The 15,807-nt window shown below is 60.6% G+C and carries 14 protein-coding genes; 11 read left to right on the top strand and 3 right to left on the bottom strand.

The window, feature by feature from the left end:
* The first annotated feature begins 112 nt into the window (after positions 1–112).
* From QK296_RS16590 to pepN, 6 genes are read left to right on the top strand one after another with little or no spacing between them, the layout of a single operon-like run.
* Positions 113–1,003: an NAD(+) kinase gene (locus QK296_RS16590; protein WP_003190745.1), complete on the top strand. Its 891-nt coding sequence runs from the start codon at positions 113–115 to the stop codon at positions 1,001–1,003.
* Positions 1,003–1,974, top strand: coding sequence for a metallophosphoesterase (locus QK296_RS16585; protein WP_078467408.1), 972 nt, complete (start codon positions 1,003–1,005; stop codon positions 1,972–1,974). Before QK296_RS16590 ends, QK296_RS16585 begins: the two co-directional genes overlap by 1 nt.
* Entirely contained in the window at positions 1,971–2,840 is an 870-nt protein-coding gene (locus QK296_RS16580) for a rhomboid family intramembrane serine protease (protein ID WP_003190748.1), read from the top strand. The genes QK296_RS16585 and QK296_RS16580 overlap by 4 nt, the downstream gene beginning before the upstream one ends.
* 14 nt (positions 2,841–2,854) lie before the next feature.
* Positions 2,855–3,115, top strand: coding sequence for a DUF1315 family protein (locus QK296_RS16575; RefSeq protein WP_003190750.1), 261 nt, complete (start codon positions 2,855–2,857; stop codon positions 3,113–3,115).
* Positions 3,112–3,942 carry a DUF2797 domain-containing protein gene (locus tag QK296_RS16570; RefSeq protein WP_003190752.1) on the top strand — a complete coding sequence of 277 codons (831 nt, stop codon included), beginning with the start codon at positions 3,112–3,114 and terminating at the stop codon, positions 3,940–3,942. Before QK296_RS16575 ends, QK296_RS16570 begins: the two co-directional genes overlap by 4 nt.
* A 13-nt stretch (positions 3,943–3,955) precedes the next feature.
* Positions 3,956–6,613, top strand: a complete 2,658-nt coding sequence (pepN, locus tag QK296_RS16565) for an aminopeptidase N (RefSeq protein ID WP_034135410.1) — start codon at positions 3,956–3,958, stop codon at positions 6,611–6,613.
* Between the two features lie 137 nt (positions 6,614–6,750).
* Here the strand turns inward: pepN and QK296_RS16560 are convergent, their stop codons facing one another.
* Genes QK296_RS16560 through QK296_RS16550 form a run of 3 tightly spaced genes read right to left on the bottom strand, consistent with a single transcriptional unit; the run spans position 6,751 to position 10,034 of the window.
* Positions 6,751–7,593 carry a metal-dependent hydrolase gene (locus QK296_RS16560; protein WP_034126050.1) on the bottom strand — a complete coding sequence of 281 codons (843 nt, stop codon included), beginning with the start codon at positions 7,591–7,593 and terminating at the stop codon, positions 6,751–6,753.
* Between the two features lie 15 nt (positions 7,594–7,608).
* The gene (locus QK296_RS16555; RefSeq protein WP_034135412.1) at positions 7,609–8,499 is read right to left on the bottom strand and encodes an SDR family NAD(P)-dependent oxidoreductase; all 891 of its coding nucleotides are present in this window, start codon (positions 8,497–8,499) and stop codon (positions 7,609–7,611) included.
* On the bottom strand, positions 8,496–10,034 hold the full coding sequence (locus QK296_RS16550; RefSeq protein ID WP_212614398.1) for an NAD(P)/FAD-dependent oxidoreductase: 1,539 nt from the start codon (positions 10,032–10,034) through the stop codon (positions 8,496–8,498). Before QK296_RS16550 ends, QK296_RS16555 begins: the two co-directional genes overlap by 4 nt.
* A gap of 287 nt (positions 10,035–10,321) precedes the next feature.
* Here QK296_RS16550 and QK296_RS16545 point away from each other — a divergent pair, with 287 nt between their 5' ends.
* The 5 genes from QK296_RS16545 (at position 10,322) to QK296_RS16525 (ending at position 15,734) form a co-directional block, all read left to right on the top strand.
* Positions 10,322–11,320, top strand: coding sequence for an alpha/beta hydrolase (locus QK296_RS16545; RefSeq protein ID WP_057709859.1), 999 nt, complete (start codon positions 10,322–10,324; stop codon positions 11,318–11,320).
* Positions 11,321–11,614: 294 nt separating this feature from the next.
* Positions 11,615–12,895 (top strand): alkane 1-monooxygenase, encoded by a 1,281-nt coding sequence (locus QK296_RS16540; RefSeq protein WP_034135415.1) that lies wholly within the window; start codon positions 11,615–11,617, stop codon positions 12,893–12,895.
* A gap of 125 nt (positions 12,896–13,020) precedes the next feature.
* Complete coding sequence (praA, locus tag QK296_RS16535; RefSeq protein ID WP_003190762.1) at positions 13,021–13,515, top strand: alkane oxidation protein activator PraA; 495 nt, start codon at positions 13,021–13,023, stop codon at positions 13,513–13,515.
* A 134-nt stretch (positions 13,516–13,649) separates the two neighbouring features.
* Positions 13,650–14,144, top strand: coding sequence for an alkane oxidation protein activator PraB (praB, locus tag QK296_RS16530; RefSeq protein ID WP_003190764.1), 495 nt, complete (start codon positions 13,650–13,652; stop codon positions 14,142–14,144).
* Positions 14,145–14,276: 132 nt separating this feature from the next.
* Positions 14,277–15,734: an outer membrane protein transport protein gene (locus QK296_RS16525; RefSeq protein ID WP_003190765.1), complete on the top strand. Its 1,458-nt coding sequence runs from the start codon at positions 14,277–14,279 to the stop codon at positions 15,732–15,734.
* The last annotated feature ends 73 nt before the right edge of the window (positions 15,735–15,807 follow it).

Genomic DNA, 15,807 nt, shown 5'->3' with positions numbered 1-15,807 from the left:
TGCCTGAGAACCATTGTCATCAAGGCGTGGCGGCGACAAAGGATTTTGCCTGAGGCGGCCTTTCGCCCATAATCGCTCTTTTTGCCTCACCCCCAGATCCCGCAGGAGCCCCATGGAGCACTTTCGCAATATCGGCATTATCGGTCGCCTGGGCAGTACCCAGGTGTTGGACACCGTCCGCCGGCTGAAGAAGTTTCTGCTCGAGCGCCACCTGCATGTGATCCTCGAAGACACCATCGCTGAAATCCTCCCCGGCCACGGCCTGCAAACCTCGTCGCGCAAGATGCTCGGCGAAGTGTGCGACATGGTCATCGTGGTCGGTGGCGATGGCAGCCTGCTCGGCGCTGCCCGGGCGCTGGCGCGGCATAACGTGCCGGTGCTGGGGATCAACCGCGGCAGCCTGGGGTTCCTCACCGATATCCGCCCCGATGAGCTGGAAGTCGAAGTGGCCAAGGTGCTCGATGGCCATTACCTGGTGGAGAACCGCTTCCTGTTGCAAGCCGAAGTGCGCCGCCACGGCGAGGCGATCGGCCAGGGCGATGCCCTCAACGATGTAGTGCTGCACCCTGGCAAGTCCACGCGCATGATCGAGTTCGAGCTGTACATCGACGGCCAGTTCGTCTGCAGCCAGAAGGCCGACGGCCTGATCGTCGCCACGCCCACCGGTTCTACCGCCTACGCGCTGTCGGCCGGTGGCCCGATCATGCACCCCAAGCTCGATGCCATTGTGATCGTGCCTATGTACCCCCATATGTTGTCCAGTCGGCCAATTGTGGTCGATGGCAACAGTGAGCTGAAAATCGTGGTGTCCAAAGACATGCAAATCTACCCGCAAGTCTCCTGCGACGGGCAGAACCATTTCACCTGCGCCCCCGGTGACACCATCACCGTGAGCAAGAAGGCACAGAAGTTGCGCTTGATCCACCCGCTGGATCACAACTACTACGAAGTGTGCCGCACCAAGTTGGGCTGGGGCAGCCGCTTGGGAGGTGGAGGCGACTGATGCTCGATCCCGCGCGTAGCTACGACCTGATTGGTGACGTGCACGGTTGCGCTCATACCCTTGAGCACTTGCTCGACCAATTGGGTTACCACAAGCAGGGCGGCACCTGGCGCCATCCGTCACGCATGGCCGTGTTCCTGGGCGATATCATCGACCGTGGCCCACGCATCCGCGAGGCGCTGCATATCGTCCACGACATGACCGAGGCCGGCCAGGCGCTGTGCATCATGGGCAACCACGAGTTCAATGCGCTGGGCTGGACCACGCCGGCCCCTCCGGGCAGCGGCAAGCAGTTTGTGCGTGAGCACAACCCGCGCCACGCCCGCTTGATCCACGAGACCCTGACCCAGTTCGAACACCACCCGGCCGATTGGCACGACTTCCTCGGCTGGTTCTACGACATGCCGCTGTTTGTCGACGCCGGGCGCTTTCGCGTGGTGCACGCGTGCTGGGACGACAGTTTTATTCAGCCGCTGCGCGCGACGTTCCCGGATGGCTGCATCGACCCGCACTTCCTGCAAGCCGCTGCCGTACCGGGCAGTTTCGCCTGCAACGCGTTCGATCGCTTGTTGCGCGGTACCGATATGCGCCTGCCCGACGGCCTGACGTTGACCGGTGGCGATGGCCTGACACGTTCGTTCTTTCGCACCAAGTTCTGGGAAGACGACCCCAAGACCTACGGCGACATCGTGTTCCAGCCCGATGCTTTGCCGGAGCCGGTGGCACGCACGCCGCTATCGTCCACTGAAAAGAATTCCCTGCTGCGCTATGGCGTCGATGAACCGCTGTTGTTCGTCGGCCACTACTGGCGCAGCGGCAAACCCGCGCCGATCCGCCCAAACCTGGCCTGCCTGGACTACAGTGCCGTGCTCTACGGCAAGCTGGTGGCGTATCGACTGGACCAGGAAACCCAACTGGATCCGCGTAAATTCGTATGGGTCGACGTTGAGCGACCAGAGGCCATTCCATGAGTACCGTAGCTGTATTGCGCCTGCCCCTGAGCGTCGACCTGGGGGGCTTCGTCAAGTTGCTGCACCGCATGCAGGTGCCGCACCGCGTCAGCGAAGAGGCGGGTGAACAGGTGCTGTGGGTACCCGAAGCCATCAGCGACGATGTGCGCGTGTTGTATCAACGCTTCCCCGCGGGCGACCCGGACCAGCAACTGGACATTCCCGAACAGGCGCCCGTTGCGCGGCCAGGTTTTGTTCAGCAGGTGCGCCACAGCCCGGTCACCGCTCTGGTGTTGTTGGCCAGTCTCATCGTCGCTGCCGTAACTCTGCTGGGTGAAAACCTGCAAGCCATGGCCTGGCTGACCTTCCTGCCGTTTCGGGTGCTGGGCGAGTACATCCAGTTCACGCCGCTGGCCGACACCCTGGCCTCGGGGCAGTGGTGGCGCCTGGTGACGCCGATGCTGATCCACTTCGGCATCCTGCATCTGGCCATGAACGGCATGTGGTACTGGGAGCTGGGCCGGCGCATTGAAGCGCGCCAGGGCAGCATCAACCTGCTGGGCCTGACCCTGTTGTTCAGCCTGGTCTCCAACTACGCGCAATACGCCTACGGCGGCCCCGGCTTGTTTGGCGGCTTGTCCGGCGTGTTGTATGGCCTGCTCGGGCATTGCTGGATCTTTCAATTATTGTCGCCCAACCCGGCCTATCGCCTGCCCCGTGGGGTGCTGGTGATGATGCTGGTGTGGTTGCTGCTCTGCCTGTCGGGGCTGGTCTCGATGATCGGTTTCGGCGAAATCGCCAACGCGGCCCATGTGGGCGGCTTGGTCATCGGTTGCTTGACGGGTTTGCTCGGCGGTTTGTACAACCGTCGCAAAGCGTCTCTTTGATAAGGAAGAGCCTTATGTCCTCTTTTGCTGAAATGATCGAAAACATCACCCCGGACATCTACGAGAGCCTCAAGCTCGCGGTAGAGATCGGCAAATGGTCCGATGGCCGCAAGCTCACCGCCGAGCAGCGCGAACTGTCGCTGCAAGCGATGATCGCCTGGGAGATTCAGAACCTGCCCGAAGAACAGCGCACCGGTTATATGGGCCCGCAGGAGTGCGCGTCCAAGTCCGCGCCAGTACCGAATATCCTGTTCAAATCGGATGCGATCCATTGATTGAAATTGGTCGCGGTGCAGTCAGCAAAATGTCGGCGCAACTCGGTGAGCCGACTGTTCAATACGCCTTTCGCCTGGGCGACACCGAGGTGCCGGTCAATCCGTTGATCGGTACCCATGTACGTTTGGAATACCTGGGCGCGATCCATTGCAGCCATTGCGGGCGCAAGACCAAGACCAGCTTCAGCCAGGGCTATTGCTACCCGTGCATGACCAAGCTGGCCCAGTGTGACTTGTGCATCATGAGCCCCGAGCGTTGCCATTACGACGCCGGCACCTGCCGCGATCCGGGCTGGGGCGAGACATTCTGCATGACCGACCACGTGGTGTACCTGGCCAATTCGTCGGGGATCAAGGTCGGCATTACGCGGGCTACGCAGTTGCCCACCCGTTGGCTGGACCAGGGCGCCAGCCAGGCGCTGCCGATCATGCGCGTGGCGACGCGCCAGCAATCGGGCTTCGTCGAAGACCTGTTTCGCAGCCAGGTGGCCGACAAGACCAACTGGCGCGCTTTGCTCAAGGGCGATGCGCAATCGGTGGACCTCAAGCAGGTGCGTGACGAGCTGTTCGCCTCTTGCGCCGAGGGCTTGCTGGGTTTGCAGGAACGCTTTGGCCTGCAAGCCATCCAAACCATTGCCGACATCGAGCCGATTGAAATCCGCTACCCGGTCGAGCAGTATCCGACCAAGATCGTCAGCTTCAACCTGGACAAGAACCCGATTGCCGAAGGCACGCTGCTGGGGATCAAGGGCCAATACCTGATCTTCGACACCGGCGTCATCAACATTCGTAAATACACGGCCTACCAGCTCGCCGTGCATCAGTAGAAGGATCCCCAGCATGCGCACCGAACAACCGAAGATGATTTACCTGAAGGACTATCAGGCGCCGGACTACCTGATCGACGAGACGCACCTGACCTTCGAGTTGTTCGAGGACCACAGCCTGGTCCACGCGCAGCTGGTGATGCGCCGCAACCCCGAGCGTGGTACCGGCCTGCCACCGCTGGTGCTCGATGGCCAGCAGCTTGAGTTGCTGAGCGTCACCCTCGCGGATCAGGAACTGACCGCCGCCGATTACCAGCTGACTGACAGCCACCTGACCCTGCAGCCCCCGAGTGAAACCTTCACCCTGGACACCACGGTCAAGATCCACCCGGAAACCAACACCGCGCTGGAAGGCTTGTACAAATCCAGCGGTATGTTCTGCACCCAGTGCGAGGCCGAAGGTTTCCGCAAGATCACCTATTACCTCGACCGCCCGGATGTGATGAGCGTGTTCACCACCACGGTGATCGCCGAGCAGCACAGCTATCCGGTGCTGTTGTCCAACGGCAACCCGATCGCCAGCGGCCCTGGTGAAGACGGCCGGCACTGGGCGACCTGGGAAGACCCGTTCAAAAAGCCGGCCTACCTGTTTGCGCTGGTGGCCGGTGACCTGTGGTGCGTCGAAGACAGCTTTACCACCATGACCAACCGCGAAGTCGCGCTGCGCATCTACGTCGAGCCGGAAAATATCGACAAGTGCCAGCACGCCATGACCAGCCTGAAAAAATCCATGCGCTGGGACGAAGAGACCTACGGCCGCGAGTACGACCTCGACATCTTCATGATCGTTGCGGTCAACGACTTCAACATGGGCGCCATGGAGAACAAGGGCCTCAACATCTTCAACTCCAGCGCCGTGCTGGCCCGCGCCGAAACCGCTACAGACGCCGCTCACCAGCGCGTCGAAGCCATCGTCGCCCACGAATACTTCCACAACTGGTCGGGTAACCGCGTGACCTGCCGCGACTGGTTCCAGCTGTCGCTCAAGGAAGGCTTCACCGTGTTCCGTGACTCGGGCTTCTCTGCCGACATGAACTCGGCCACGGTCAAGCGCATCCAGGACGTGGCGTACTTGCGTACCCATCAGTTCGCTGAAGATGCCGGCCCCATGGCCCATGCCGTGCGCCCCGACAGCTTTATCGAGATCTCCAACTTCTACACCCTGACCGTGTATGAAAAGGGCTCGGAAGTAGTCGGCATGATCCACACCTTGCTCGGCGCCGAGGGCTTTCGCAAAGGCAGCGACCTGTATTTCGAACGCCATGACGGCCAGGCCGTGACCTGCGACGACTTCATCAAGGCCATGGAAGACGCCAATGGCGCCGACCTCAGCCAGTTCAAGCGCTGGTACAGCCAGGCCGGCACCCCGCGCCTGGCGGTCAGCGAGGCCTACGACGCAGCGGCCAAGACCTACAGCCTGACCTTCCGCCAGAGTTGCCCGCCCACTCCGGACAAGGTCGAGAAACTGCCCTTTGTGATCCCGGTGGAGCTGGGCTTGCTGGACGGGCAGGGCGCCGGCATTGCCTTGCGCCTGGCCGGTGAAGCGACGGCGGGCGACACTTCGCGGGTAATCTCGGTGACCGAAGCGGAGCAGACGTTTACCTTCGTCGACATCGCTGAAAAACCCTTGCCTTCGTTGCTGCGTGGTTTCTCGGCGCCGGTGAAGCTCAGCTTCCCCTACAGCCGTGATCAACTGATGTTCCTGATGCAGCACGACAGCGACGGTTTCAACCGCTGGGATGCCGGCCAGCAATTGGCCGTGCAGGTGCTGCAGGAGCTGATCGGCCAGCATCAGGCGGGCCAGCCGCTGAAGCTCGATCAACGCTTGATCGACGCGCTGCGCACGGTGTTGAGCGATGAAAGCCTGGACCAGGCCATGGTCGCCGAAATGCTCTCGCTGCCGAGCGAAGCCTACCTCACGGAAATCAGCGAAGTGGCGGATGTGGACGCCATCCACGCTGCCCGCGAGTTTGCCCGCAAGCAACTGGCCGACAACCTGTTCGAAGGGTTGTGGCTGCGCTACCAGGCCAACCGCGAGCTGTCCAAGCAAACGCCATATGTGGCAGAGGCCGAGCACTTCGCCCGGCGTGCGCTGCAGAACATCGCGCTGTCGTACTTGATGCTCAGCGGCAAGCCAGAAGTATTGGCGGCCACCCTGGATCAGTTCGACACCAGCGATAACATGACCGAACGCCTGACGGCGTTGGCGGTGCTGGTGAACTCGCCGTTTGAAGCAGAGAAAGCCCAGGCCTTGGCGGTGTTTGCCGAAAACTTCAAGGACAACCCGCTGGTCATGGACCAATGGTTCAGCGTACAGGCCGGCAGCACCTTGCCGGGCGGGCTGGCGCGGGTCAAGGCGTTGATGCAGCACCCGGCGTTCACCATCAAGAACCCCAACAAGGTACGCGCGCTGGTGGGCGCATTTGCCGGGCAGAACCTGATCAACTTCCATGCGGCGGATGGCTCGGGTTACCGGTTCCTGGCGGATCTGGTGATCCAGCTCAATACCTTGAACCCGCAGATTGCCTCGCGCCAACTGGCGCCGCTGACCCGCTGGCGTAAATACGACAGCGCACGGCAGGCGCTGATGAAAGCGGAGCTGGAGCGCATCCTGGGCGCGGGTGAGCTGTCCAGCGATGTGTTTGAGGTGGTCAGCAAGAGCCTGGCGTAACCCGCATTGCTTTATGTAGGAGCGAGCTTGCTCGCGAGAAGCTCACAGGCGCCGCGTTCATTCAGGAAGCACGCGTTACCGTTGATGTTTTTCGCGAGCAAGCTCGCTCCTACAGACGGCAGGATTAATCCCTGACACTAGGCCGATTCGTAACTGCGGCGCGTGCGCTCTATCTCTTCGACCAACCGGTCAATGCCCGCCAACCGCGCCCGGTTGTCATGATCCCAGGGATGAAAGCCCGGCTTGAAGTAATGCAGCCACGGCCGGAACATCCGTGGAAACACGCCTTTGGGCCCATACAAGAATTTAACCATGCGCCACAGCCCCTTCAGCGTGCCACCCGAAGTGCGGTCGGCAATCAACAGGCGCACGTGAAAATCCAGCACCACCACCCAGAACAGCACGCTGGTGGTCAGCATGGTGCCGGTGCGCAGCAGGTAACGTGCCGGCCCTGGTTTGATCACCCTGTTCCACACATCGAACGCCACGGCTTTATGTTCGGTTTCTTCCAGGGCGTGCCAGTACCACATCTGCTGGTAACCCTTGAGTGAGTCGCCAAAGCGCGACGGGTCGCTCAGCAGGATCTCCGCGAGCATCGCGGTGTAGTGTTCCAGGGCGATGGTCACCGCCAGGTTGAACGAGGGCGGCAGGTGTTTTTTCTGCAGGTCGAGGAAGAACTTCAAGCGTCGGTCAAGGGTGTGCGCCGGCAGGCCGGCCGCTTGCAGCAAGTCGTTATAGGCCACGTGTTCACGGCTGTGCATGGCCTCCTGGCCGATAAACCCCTGGATCTCTTTTTTCAGTTCGGCATCGTCGATCTGCCCACGGTAGTGGCGCACGCTGTCCATGAAGAACAGCTCGCCCTGGGGAAACAGCAACGACAGGGCATTGAAGAAATGGCTGACCACCGGCCCTTGTTCGTGCCAGTTCTTGATGCGCTCGGCAGGCAAGGCAAAACGGATATCGCGACGGATCGGCAACATGGTGCGTCCTCCTGTTCAGAGTCGAGGCTCGTCGTTGGTTTCAAACACTGGCGTGCGCGGCTTGGGCGCCATGCGCTTGCTGGCAAACACCACCAGGGCCTGATAGGCCGCCGGCAGGCAACGGGCGAGCAGGTCGAGAAAATACGCATCGCGGCCAATCAGCACGCGGCGCTTGTTTTTGCGTACGCCTTGCAGGATCACTTTGGCGGCCTGGTCGGCGTCGGTGATGAAGAGTTTTTCGAAATCGGCGCGGGCTTGCTGCTCGCTGTGGATGAGAAAACCGGTCATGTTCGCGTCGATGCGGCTGCTGCGGCAGATGTCGGTACGAATGCCACCGGGGTGTACACAGGTGGCCGACACGCCGCAGCGTTGCAGGTCGAGTTCCTGGCGCAAGGCTTCGGTGAAACCGCGCACCGCGAACTTGGTGGCGTTGTAGCCGCTCATGCCGGGTTGGGCGAACAGGCCGAACACGCTGGACGTATTGATGATATGCCCGGCACCGCTGGCCTTGAGGTACGGCAGGAACGCCTTGGTGCCATGCACCACTCCCCAGAAGTTGATGCCGACAATCCATTCCAGGTCGGCGTAATCCACCCCTTCGACGGTGCTCGACAGCGCCACCCCGGCATTGTTGAACACCAGGTTGACCTGGCCGTGCTCGGCCGCGCAGCGTGCTGCCCACGCCTGCATGGCCTGGCGGTCGGAGACGTCCAGCACCTGGGTGGTGACGGTGACGGGCGCCAAGGTCGAGGTGCGGATCAGTGCCAGGGTCTGCTCCAGGCCCTGGCTGTTTTTGTCTGCCAGCGCCAGGTGACACCCTTCCCGCGCCAGCGCCAGGGCCAGTGCGCGGCCCATGCCGGAAGCCGCGCCGGTGATCGCCGCAACGCGGCCGTTGAATGATTTCATGACAGGCTGCCTTCTGTGGTGGAGTGGGGCGTTGCAACCGCACGCGGCAGGGCGGGCGCCGGCGCCTGGCTGACGCTGTAGTCTTTGAGGGCAAAATGCCGGGTGACCTGCTTGAAGCGCCAGGTCGAGCCGGGCCACAGCGTGGTGTTCTTGCCGGTGCGTGGGTCGAGGTACCAGCTCTGGCAGCCGCCGGTGTTCCAGATGGTGCGCTTGAGCTTGTCCTGCAACTGCTGGTTGTAGGCGTGCTCCACGGCGGGCTTGACCTCTACCGTGGTAAGGCGCTGGCGCTGCATGTGTTTCAGGGCGTCGAGGATGTACGCGACCTGGGCCTCGATCATCAGGATCATCGAGTTATGCCCCAGGCCGGTGTTGGGGCCGACGATCAGAAACAGGTTCGGGTAGCCCGGCACGGTGGTGCCTTTATAGGCATGGGCGCCATCGCGCCAGGCGTCCATCAGGTCGATGCCGTCCCGGCCGATGATGCAGCCACGGGGCAACGGGTCGCTGGCCTGGAAACCTGTGCCGAAGATCAGGCAATCGGCGGGGTGCTTGATACCGTCGGCGGTGATCACGCCGTCGGCTTCGATGCGCAGCACGCTGTCGGTGACCACCTCGACATTGCTGCGCGAGAGCGCCGGGTAGTAATCGTTGGAGATCAACACGCGCTTGCAGCCGATGGTGTAGTCCGGCGTCAGGGTTTTGCGCAGGGAAGGGCGGGCCACCTGTTTGCGCAGGTGACGCAGTGCGATTTTCTGCACCATTTTCATCAGGCGTGGGTGCAGGGCAAAGCCCACCACGCGGCCTTCCAGTGCCCAGTAAAGCGCACCACGAACCAGCTTTTGGGTAAGCGGTACATGCTTGAACAACCAGCGTTCGGCAGCGGAAATCGGCCGATCAGGTTTGGGCATGATCCACGGCGGTGTGCGCTGGAACAGGTCCAGGTGCGCCACCTGCGGGGCGATCTGCGGCACGAACTGGATGGCGCTGGCGCCGGTGCCAATCACCGCCACGCGCTTGCCCTTCAAGGAATACTCATGGTCCCACTGCTGGGAGTGGAAGCGCTTGCCCTTGAAGCTGTCCAGCCCTGGGATGTCCGGCATTGCCGGGCGCGACAAGCCCCCCATGCCTGACACCAGCACCCGTGCGCTGACCTGGCGACCGTCGCTGAAGGTCAGCTGCCAGCGCTGCTGCTGTTCATCAAACAGCGCACGTTGCAGGCCCATGCCAAAGCGCAGGTAGGGCGCCAGCTCAAAGCGCCTGGCGCAGTCTTCCAGATAGGCACGAATCTCGGGTTGCGCCGCGAACTGTCGCGTCCAGTTCGGGTTGGGCGCAAAGGAAAACGAGTACACATGGGACTGCACGTCGCAGGCGCACCCTGGGTAGTGGTTGTCGCGCCACGTACCGCCGAGGGTCTCGGCCTGTTCGGCGATAAAGAAGTCGGTGAGCCCGGCCTCCTTGAGTTTGATCGCCATGCACAGGCCCGCGAACCCGGAGCCAATGATGGCGATGTCGATTGAGTCACTGGGGGCATTCATAGGGCTGCCTCGTCAATAAAGCGCTTGGGCATCGGATGTGCTCCTGTTTTTGTTTTGTCTTTTAGATAGAACACCATTGCAAAGGAAAATTGAATTAATTATTTTAAAAAAGATTTTAAATAATCTACCTGAAAAATTCGCCTACGCTAGGGCCTTGTTGCGCATGAACGATTTGTCCGACGGACGAACGTGGTATGCATGAAGTTTAGGTCCAGGGTGTGGACGATGGCTGAGGCCAGGCCAATTCCGGTCGGGTCGCCAGCAGCAGGGAAGCAGAGGACCGAGCTATGGCTTTGGAGTGGGTTGTCGCTGCGGGTGTGCTGGTGGGCGCCAGCGCGGTGTTATGGGGCTTGAGTGCCTGGATGACGCGGCGCATTGAAGCGACCGTGCCGATCAACGGGCGCTTCGTCGAGGTGGATGGCGAGCGCTTTCATTATGTCGAAGAGGGCAAGGGCCCGCCGCTGGTGATGATCCACGGGCTGATGGGCAGCAGTCGCAACCTGACCTATGCCTTGTCCGGTCAGTTGCGTGAGCACTTTCGGGTCATCAGCCTCGACCGGCCGGGCTCAGGCTATTCCACCCGGCATAGCGGCACGCCGGCAGACTTGCCTGCCCAGGCGCGACAAATCGCGGCTTTCATCAAGACGCTGGATCTGGACAAACCGCTGGTGCTGGGGCACTCCCTGGGCGGCGCGATTGCCCTGGCGCTGGCCCTCGACCATCCGCATGCGGTGTCCGGGTTGGTGCTGGTTGCGCCCTTGACTCACCCCCAACGCATGCTGCCGCTGGTGTTCCTTTCTCTGGCCGTGCGCCCGGCCTGGCTGCGGCGCTGGGTGGCCCACACCTTGACCCTGCCCATCGGCCTGCTGACCAAAGACTCGGTGGTGAAGGGCGTGTTCGCCCCGGACCCTGCGCCGCCAGACTTCGCCAGCCGTGGCGGCGGTTTGCTGGGCATGCGCCCCGACAACTTCTACGCCGCGTCCACCGAGATCAACCGGGTCAACGACCACCTGCCAGAGATGGTCAAGCGCTACTCCCAACTGACGCTGCCAATCGGCCTGATCTACGGCGGGCAAGACAAGGTGCTCGACTTCCAGAAACACGGCCAGGCCCTGGCCAGCAAGGTGCCAGGGCTGAAAATGCAGGTGATCGAAGGCCGCGGGCATATGTTGCCGATCACCGCCACCGAGCGCGTGGCGGCGCTGGTGGAGCAGGTGGCCAAGCGGGTTCGACCCGGTGAAAACGTTAGGCAGTTACAGCCATCTGTAGCCTTGGCGAGCAAATAACGGTGCCACTCGACTGCGGTTCATTAGCGTTGATGCCTGCCCTGAGTACCTGACCCAATGGCTGAAAAGAGACTGCTCGGTCACGGAAAAAAGGGCTGGAGAAACTAGTTGACGACCTAACGATTCCGCGCTATTTATTTAAAAAAATATTTCAATGTGTAATTTGAAATTATTTTTGAAATGCCTAAGAGCGAATAAAATAATGAAAAAAACGCCTTTTATCGCATGCATGATTTCTCGCAGCAGTCAGCGCACCGCTGCCGCATCGCCTACCGACTGTGTTCGGAGGCTGCCATGAACCAGACGCTGGCAGCTGCGACCGTGTGGGCCGACGGCAAACGCCACCTGTGGTGGCTCGGCATTATGCCGCTGGCGACTCCCTTACTCTCCGGCGCCCTTGCCATCACCACAGGCGTGCAACAACTGTGGTGGGTGGGCGTGCTGGTGATCTTCGGCTTGATCCCGCTGATTGACGGCCTGCTTGGCGAAGACGTCAGCAACCCGCCCGAATCTGCGGTCAGCCACCTTGAATCCCAACGCTACTACCGCTGGATCGTCTACACCGGCGTGCTGTTTGTGATTGCCTCGGTGGTCATCACCGGTTGGCTCGCTGCGGGCGGTATCGACTGGATCATCAACGGCGGCCTGTTGCAGGCCACGGCCACCCTGGAACCGTCGAACTGGCTGGCCAGGACCGCCGCGTTCATCACCGCACGCACTGAACTTCACGGTGAAATCAGCTGGTTGACCTATGTGGGCATGGCCATGTCCACCGGTGCCGCCACCGGCATTGCCATCAACACCGCCCATGAGCTGGGGCACAAACCCAAGCCCCTGGAAGTGTTCCTGGCCAAGGTCACCTTGGCTCCGACCTTCTATGGGCACTTCTATACCGAACATAACCGTGGCCATCACGTACGGGTCGCCACTCCGGAAGATCCGGCCAGCTCGCGCCTGGGTGAAAGTTTCTGGGCTTTCCTGCCGCGTTCGGTGTGGTTCAGCGCCGTGTCGGCCTGGAACCTGGAGCGCGAACGCCTGCGCAAACTCGGCCTGCCGGCCCTGCACTGGAAGAACGCGGTGCTCAGCGCCTGGATGTACAGCGTGGTGTTGTGGGGCGCAATGATTGCCTGGCTGGGGGCGGCGGTAATTCCGTTCCTGATTATCCAGGGCATCTACGGGTTCTCGTTGCTGGAAGTGGTGAACTATGTCGAGCATTACGGCCTCAAGCGTCAGAAGTTGCCCAATGGCCGTTATGAACGATGCTCGCCGCGTCACTCGTGGAACAGTAATCGGATTGTCACCAATATCTTTCTGTTCCAGTTGCAACGGCACTCCGATCACCATGCCAACCCCACGCGTAGTTATCAGTCGCTGCGTCACTTTGATGAATCACCGCAACTTCCATATGGCTATGCCAGCATGATTGTCTGGGCTTATGTGCCGTATTTGTGGCGGCGTCGCATGGACCATCGCGTACTGAATCACTATGGCGGTGATATCAACCTGACCAATCTTCAACCGTCAAAACGCTTGAAGTACCTGGAAAAGTACAGCGGTAGTGCCAAGCCGTTTTGAGATGAAGTAAGCCTTCAGGGTGTACTCGGGATCTGTGTATCGCGCAGGTTCTGATCGCCCGGAGTATTGAGTGCAAGCACCTGGTTTGACCCTACAACAATAATTTCAAGGGAAGGACGTACACCATGCAAAGTTCTGCCAAGTTCACCGCCCACATCTTCTTGGCGGCCATGGGCCTGATTGTGTATCACCAGGCCCAGGCTGCGCGTATCGAACCCGCGGGCAGTGCCTTCACTGCCCAGGGGCCTATCAGCTTTTCCAAAGGCAAGCTCATCAGTGCCGACTGCACCATCAAGGTGGCCGGCAAGGTTGCAGCCGATGGTTCATCGGTGAATGTCGACAAAGTCGAGTTCGACGGTGGCCTCAAGTGCAGCCGTGTCGAAGCCATCAACTTGCCTTGGGTGTTAATCGCCAAAGATACAAAAAGCGGCTCCATGTCGAAGATCAGCGTGGACGTGCATGCCTTTGGCCTGGGTGGCAAGTGTGGGCCGTCGACGGCCGACGGTACTTGGGATAACGCCACCGGAAAGTTGGAAGCCGCCGATGTTGCGATTGGCGAAGACTGCAAGATCAAGACGGTGTCGATCAAGATGCCGCCCAACTTCAAAGTTGTCGAATAACGCGTTCCAACGGTTGTAGCGGTAAATGCATTGAAATTTGGCTGGAAAGGGAAGTTCTGCAGTTTCACCGTGACCTCTCGATCATGGCCATTACCCCTGGCGAAATGAATCGCCATAACATGTGAGGAAAAACAATGAAAAGCTTGAAAACTCTCGTGTCGCTCTCTGCCTTGGCTGTTTGCATGGGGGCTGCTTCCATGGCCAATGCCTACAGCATCACGCCGGTTAATTCGAACTTTACGGCGCCTGGCACTATTTCGGTGAAATCACCGTCGTCCTATCAGGCCACCGTTAACTGCACTGCCAACTTTACCGGCAACGTCGACGCCACTGGCGTGGCCAAGATCACCGGGGTGACGGTGAGCGGTAGCGGCCTTTGCGCATTGCCAAAAATCACCGGGTTGCCATGGACATTGACCGCCACCGGCCCAGCGGCAGGTTCGGTCGCCAATGTCGGCTATACCATCGCCTCTTCTGTCCTGTACCCAGCCTCTAACTGTGGCCCATCGACCATCACCGTGGGCTACAGCGGTGGGGTGCTGACGGCGGCCAACCAAGGGCTCAGCGGCAGCTGCACCGTGGTGAGCTTGAGCGTGACCCCAAGCCCAACCTTCACCATCGTGCCTTGATGGCCGGTCGGAACACTGGGTTGATCACCTGCTGAAAGACTGGCGCCTTTTCCAGGCGCCAGTTCAGGCAGTGCCGGGCAGCAAGACGAACGGGCGAGGCCGGTTCACAGGGATAACAAAAAGGAGTGCCGCATGAATAATAAGAAACAACACGTGCAGGTTTTGCTGGGGCTGGCGTTGATGGGAGGGGTAACCGCCTTCATCGCGCCTGCACAGGCTGGCGGTTTTTCTACCCCGACCTACGGCGCACCTGGTTGGGGCAGGGCATTTGCCGGCGGCTCGTTGTTCAAGAACGACCCGAGCTCGGCTTATAACAACCCGGCCGCCATGGCGTTTGTCGAACACAATGTTGCGCAATTCACGGTCGACTATGCGCGCATCAAGATCAAGTACAAGGGCAGTGCCTCGGATTACGCCGGCAACCCGATTTCCAGTACGCCGTTGGACGAGAATGGTTTTCCCGATGGCGCAGCAACCGCTGTCAATAACAACGACGGTGGCCAGGGCGGCTTCACGGCCTGGCTGCCCACCGGCTTCATGGTGATGCCCTTGGGCGACCGGTTTGCCTTCGGCTTGAGCCAAGTGGTGCCACAGGGCATGCGCTCCACCTGGAATGAAGACTCCAAACTGCGCGACTTTGCCGTGGATACCAAAATCGAAACCGTCGGGTTGACGGGCTCGCTGTCGTTTAAAGTCAACGACCAGTTCTCCGTGGGCGGCGGCATGATCGTGCAGCACAGCAAGGGCTTCGTCAGCCAGAACGTCGACCTGTTGTCCGCTGCGGCAGTGTCTGACTCCGAGCTTGGCGGGATCAACTTCCCCTCAGACGTGGGCCATGCGCTGATGCGGGTCAAGGTCGACAATATTTCCACTGGCTGGTTTGCCGGCGTGGTGTGGAAACCCACCGAGCGCGACACCCTGGGCCTGAATTACCACGCCAAGATCAAAAACAAGATGACGGGTAAATACAACCTGTACGCCGATCAGTTTTCCTACAACCTCATGACTCAGCCCAGCCCATTCGGGGGCACCGGTACGTTGGTCAACACCGCCTATCCTGGCCTGGAATTGGCCCCCAACGGTGCGCATGCCAAGGTTCAACTGGATATTCCTGCCACTGCGGGCCTGGATTGGGTGCATCAGTTCAACGATCGCCTGACCCTGGGTGCCAGCGTCACGTGGACCGAATGGTCGTCGTTCAAGGACTTGACCCTCGACTCCGGCGATATGCGCATTGTCTCCATTCCCTACAACTACAAAAACACCTGGATGTACTCCCTCGGCGGTGACTACCGTGCGACCGATGAACTGACCTTGCGTGCCGGCGTGGCTATCGACCAGACGCCTACACGTAACTCCACCCGCGATCCACGCATCCCCGATGGCGATCGTACGTTCCTTTCGCTGGGGGCTGGCTACGATGTGAAGGCGGTCAAGGGCTTGAGCCTGGATGTGGCCTATTCCCATCAGTTCGTGCAGAAGGTCAATCTCAAGACCAAAAACATCGACCGACTGGGCGGCGCAAGCCTGGATGGCAAGGCCGAGTCTTCGGGTGATGTGGTCAGTTTGTCAGCGACCTATGCGTTCTGACGGGGCCTGAGGACGATGACGGAGGGCGGCAAGCGCATCTTGCAGCCTTCCTCCGAGGTGCGTCCTTCTACAT

Source organism: Pseudomonas sp. AL10, from assembly GCF_029960685.1.
In the GTDB taxonomy this organism is placed as follows: Bacteria; Pseudomonadota; Gammaproteobacteria; order Pseudomonadales; family Pseudomonadaceae; genus Aquipseudomonas; species Aquipseudomonas lactis.
This window is presented reverse-complemented; position numbering and strand designations above follow the sequence as displayed.